Raw genomic sequence first — 4994 nt, forward strand, 5'->3', positions numbered from 1 at the left:
GTGGTAGAGCTTTAAAATTTTACCGCAAAAGGAAATTCCTAAATTTTATCTGCGGCGTGAAATTTTAAAATTTCAAAATTATGTGTCGTGTGAGGCATGGAATTTTATAGGCGACGTGGAATTTTAGAATTTATGCATTGCACGGGCTTATAATTTTATATCCTGCATAGAATTTTAAAATTTGCATCGACGTAAAGATGCGAAATTTATCACTAGCGCGGAATTCTAAACGCAAGGCTACAGCGAATTTATCTGCTTGCGAGTTTGAGCTGCATTTTGAAATTTCGTACAAAATCTGCTTAAAATTTTATTCCTGCGAGTCGTGTGCTATGCACTTATAAAATAATCTCAAAATTTATGAGTAAAATTTAGATTAAAATCCATATCGATGTCACGCAGTTATAGTTTTCGGTATAGAATTTACGCGATGGGTTTATGACACGAATTTTATTTGAAATTTCGCTTTAAAATCTAAAATTTGCGCGGTGAAATTCCATCTGCGGTGGAAAGCTATCGCGTGAAATTTTGCGGCTGCTGCGTTTTGTGATATAGGCAAAATGCGCGCCGAGCGTGAAATTTTACAGTAGATCTTGTGGGGAAATTCCGTTATTTACCACGCGAAATAAAGCAGAATTCCGTGCATAAGTCTATAGCCGAAATTTACGCCGTGGCGAATGAGCTTACTCGCACAAAAGGGTGCTAGCACAAAATTTCATAGCCGAAATTTCCTGGGCAGAGCTTTACTTTGTAAATTTTAAAACTAAATTCCACTTCGAGTATTAAAATTCTAAGTTTACTTAGCGGGTGAGATTTAAGTGATAAATTCCACCCGCTGCGCAAATAGCAAGCGCTTTAAATTTCATTCCACGGGCGCTTTGCTTTGCAAAAATCGCACGAGCGTCTCGTATTCGTCGGGCTGCAACCCCGAGTTTTGTATCATCGTCTCGACCACGCTAGGCCAGACATTGACGTTGAACTCATCGTATCCGTGTAGCGCGTGACAGCTACCGCAGCGCTCCTTGAATAGATTTTCGCCCGCGTCGTAAATTTTAGCCGCATCATCCGTTACGGCGAGCTTTGCGACGTAGCCGTCGATAGTGACGTTTGCCCATTCGTTATCGTAGTCGTCCTTCACGGTTTTTAACGTCTTTAGACTCTTTGCGTTTTGCGCTTGTAAGTCCTGTTCCAAAATCCCAAGCCTTGCGTAGCTTACGTTGCTTCCCTCGGGCACGAAGCCTGTGTATCGCACCTGCACGTAGTCCTTGCCGTCTTTTAGCACTTGCAGCTTCGCGCCTACGTGCAGCTTGGCGATCTCCTTGCCGCCCGCTTTGTTTAGAAGCGGGGTTTGAGCCGCGACGAAAAGATCCGTCGCGCCCAAATGGCAAGCTGCTGCGAGTAAAAACGCCGCTAGCGCTTTGGATAAAATTTTACCTCGCTTGCTCGCGTAAATTTTACCCGCATCGCATAAAATTTTCTCCGCGCCAAATGATGAAATTTCACTCGCGCCCGGCGGTGAAATTTGACCCCGCCCTAGCGCGTAAATTTTAAAATTTTGCCTCATCGCTAGCTCCTTTTACCGAATTTCGGCTGTGAAAATACCGCAAGCGGCGGAAGCTCGCCTTGGAATTTCTCGATCTGCACCAGCGCGGTGGCTTGGTTGCCGCACGCAAGCTTCGAGCTGGGCTCGTTGGGCACCAGCACGTTTGCGTTGCCGTGAACGCACATATCGCCGCTAGAGCTAAAGAGCGGATCCCACCAGCCGCCCTCTTGCATCCTCACGACGCTTTGCTTTACGTTTTCGGTGACGATGGGCCCTGCAAGCGCGGCGCCGCGATCATTGAAAACCCTAACTACGTCACCGTTTTTAAGTCCTCTTGCTTCGGCATCTTTTGGGTGCATCCACACGGGCTCGCGACCGTCGATTTCTTCTAGGCTTCGTAGCCAAGTGTTGTTTAATTGCCCGTGCAGGCGGTATTTCGGATGCGGGGTTATTAAATTTAGCGGATACTTTTGCGTCTTTTGCGCGTTCCCCAGCCACTCCATCGGCTCCATCCAAGTTGGATGCGCAGGGCAGTCGTCCAGCGCTGCTTTGGCGATCTTTTTCGAGACGACCTCGATCTTTCCAGACGGCGTTCCGAGGCGATTTATGATAGGATTTTTTCTAAATTCCTCCATCGCTACGTATTCGTAGGCGTGCTTTGGAATTTCAAATTTCACGAAGCCCTTTTTCCAAAACTCTTCAAATTCCGGCATCTTTATCTTCGATGCGTCCGCTTTTTTCTTAGAAGCGTCGTAAAACTGCTTGATCCACTCCATCTCGCTCTTGCCCTCGCTAAACGCCATATACTCCTTCTCGCCGAACTGCTTTAGAATTTCGCAGTAAATTTTATAGTCGTTTTGCGCCTGCTCGTAAGGCTCGGCGATCTTATGCATAGCGATGATAAATTTATTCGTATGCGACTTGGTTATGTCGTCGCGCTCCTGCTCGGTAGTGGCTGGCAGAACGATATCCGCCATGCGCGCGCTCGCCGTCCAGAAGCACTCTTGGACTATGAAGGTATCGAGCTTTTCAAACGTGCGCGCGAGCAAATTCGTATCGGGGTGGTGCAGATACGGGTTACCGCCCGCCCAGTAGGCAAGCTTGATGTCGGGATAAGTTATCTTTTTGCAGTTAAAATCTATCTCCTTGCCGGGATTGTTGATGCAATCGACGATGCGCGAGACGGGGATTGCGATGTTGTCGCGGTTTTTCCACTCGCCCTCGCTGGCAGGCACGATACTCATGCTGCCTAAGCCCGGAAAAGCCGAGGAGGTAGTCGCCGCGCCGCTTGAGAGACTTAGCGCGCTTCCTACCGGAGCTGCGGGGCTAGGGCAGCCGCCGTCGCTGTAATGATAGCCAAAGCCGTATCCACCGCCCGCAAGCCCGATTTGGCCCACGAAAGCGGCAAGCACCGTTGCCATCCAGTGAAACTGCTCGCCGTGATGAGCGCGCTGCGGACCCCAGCCGCACATTATCATAGTGCGCTTGCTGCCTAAAATTTTAGCCAAGCCCTTGATCTCATCCTCGCTTACGCCGCAAATTTTAGACGCCCACGCCGCGTCTTTTTTGAGCCCATCTTCGCTTTCGCCTCTAAGATAGGCTTTAAATTCCTCCGCGCCGTGAGTGTATTTTTTAAGAAATTTTTCATCCGCAAGCCCTTGCGCCATCATCTCATAACATATCGCCATCATCATCGCAACGTCGGTGGTAGGGTTGATCGAAATATGCTCGGAGCCTAAAAATTTAGCGGTGTTGTTATATACAGGATCGATCGTGATCACCTTTACGCCGCGCTTTTGCATCTGCTCTTTTAGCTTTGCGAAATACAAATAGCTCTCATGATCGGGCACTGCCCATGCGATCTGATTGGTATTGATCGGATCGGCACCCCAGATGAGCACTGCTTCGCTATGCTTTAGGATCGTAGGCCACGCGGTTTGCAGAGCGTTGGCCTCGTCCGTTCCGCTGATGTGCGGGGTTATCGCACTTATACAGTGGCACGAATAGTTAAGCTTTCTCGTAGTGTAGCCGCCGATGATATTTAACATGCGACCGAGCAGGGTTTGCGGGTTATTTACGCTGCCGACGCTGTACCAGCCGTAGCTACCGCCGTAAATCGAGCTTGCGCCGTGGTCTTTAAGTACGCGCTTTAGCTCGTCCGCTACGAGTTTATACGCCTCATCCCAGCTAATCTCGATCCACTCGTCCTTGCCGCGCATGCTTTTGTCGCTCTGCCAGCCTTTTTCTAGATAGCCTTTTCGTACGCAGGGTCGCGCGATGCGCGTAGCATCGTATGTGCGTGCTGCGATTCCCTGAGTAAGGCTGATCGGGAAAAAATCGAGCTCACTCGCGCTTAAAACGCCTTCAAATTTGCCGTTTCGCCTAAGAGCCCTAACCGCGCCGAAATGCGAGGCGGTGATCGGCGCATCCTCGCTATTCATCAGATCGTCGCTGATAACGCTAGTAGCGTTTGCGCTCGCCGCACCTGCCGCACTCGCGGCAATGCCTTTTAAAAATTCGCGTCTTTTCATTTTCTCTCCTTTAATGTGAAATGAATGAAAGATTTATGGAATTTTAGCATTAAAAATTGCGAATTTTTCGGCCTTAAAACGAAATTTTAAGTTATAGAGCGAAATTTTATTTTTCTATTTTTAAATAGAGCTAAGATTTTCGCGGCTTATAAAAGCTTAAATTATAAATTAAGTTTTTAAAATAATTTTACTTTAAAAACTAGCTTTTTAAATTTCGCACATCGACTCTCAAAAAATTTTAGAATTTTTGAGTATATCAAGAGCTCGTCGGTATTAGGCGCTATAAAATTTCATAGCGCCAGTAAGTCATAGATTGAAAATTAGATATTGATGCGACTACCGTACGCAGGCTGTAAAACATGGCAATCGTATATTTTTGCGCTTATTAAGGAGGAGATATACTTTCGGCTAAATTTTTAAAAACAAATAGAGCAATAAAATTTTAATGCCATTAAATGACAGTATCTGACAACGAAAAATGAAATAATACGAAAAATTTTAAGGAGGAAGAAATGAAAAAAATCATTTTAGCTTTGGCTTTTTTAAGCTATTTTATGTTTGCTGAAGAGGTAAAAGAGCTTACGGATGAGCAAATAAATACATTGGTAAAGGTCTGCGAAAGCGGTAAAGATTTCACGAATGAAAATGGAACCGTGAAGTATGAGGAAGCCTGCGCTACTCTCGGTATGATATATGAAAATATCCTTGTATTAGGCGATCTCGGTGTAAAGCAAGATTTGGCAAAAGCCTTTAAATTTTATAAAAAAGCGTGCGACGGCGGCTATGCTCGTGGCTGCTTTGGATTAGGAGGGTTTTATTTTGAAGGAAAAGAGGTAACAAAAGATGATAAAAAAGCTCTCGAGTTCTTTAAAAAGGCATGCGATATGGGCGATAAAGAGAGCTGCACTTTGGCGGCTGTTATG

At 46.2% G+C, this 4994-nt stretch carries 3 protein-coding genes; 1 reads left to right on the forward strand and 2 read right to left on the reverse strand.

Features of this window, described 5'->3' with window-relative positions:
• Nucleotides 1-859: 859 nt before the first annotated feature.
• Together Q0620_RS01730 and Q0620_RS01735 are read right to left on the reverse strand one after the other, a co-directional pair.
• The gene (locus tag Q0620_RS01730) at nt 860-1561 is read right to left on the reverse strand and encodes a hypothetical protein (RefSeq protein WP_298782958.1); all 702 of its coding nucleotides are present in this window, start codon (nt 1559-1561) and stop codon (nt 860-862) included.
• 2 nt (nt 1562-1563) lie between these two features.
• On the reverse strand, nt 1564-4071 hold the full coding sequence (locus tag Q0620_RS01735; protein WP_298782959.1) for a molybdopterin-dependent oxidoreductase: 2508 nt from the start codon (nt 4069-4071) through the stop codon (nt 1564-1566).
• 512 nt (nt 4072-4583) lie between these two features.
• Between Q0620_RS01735 and Q0620_RS01740 the strand changes: the two genes are divergently transcribed.
• Nucleotides 4584-4994, forward strand: a 411-nt coding sequence (locus Q0620_RS01740) for a tetratricopeptide repeat protein (protein WP_298782960.1), incomplete at its 3' end; no start/stop codon positions are given.

The sequence above is a fragment of the uncultured Campylobacter sp. genome, assembly GCF_938017615.1.
Classification (GTDB): domain Bacteria; phylum Campylobacterota; class Campylobacteria; order Campylobacterales; family Campylobacteraceae; genus Campylobacter_B.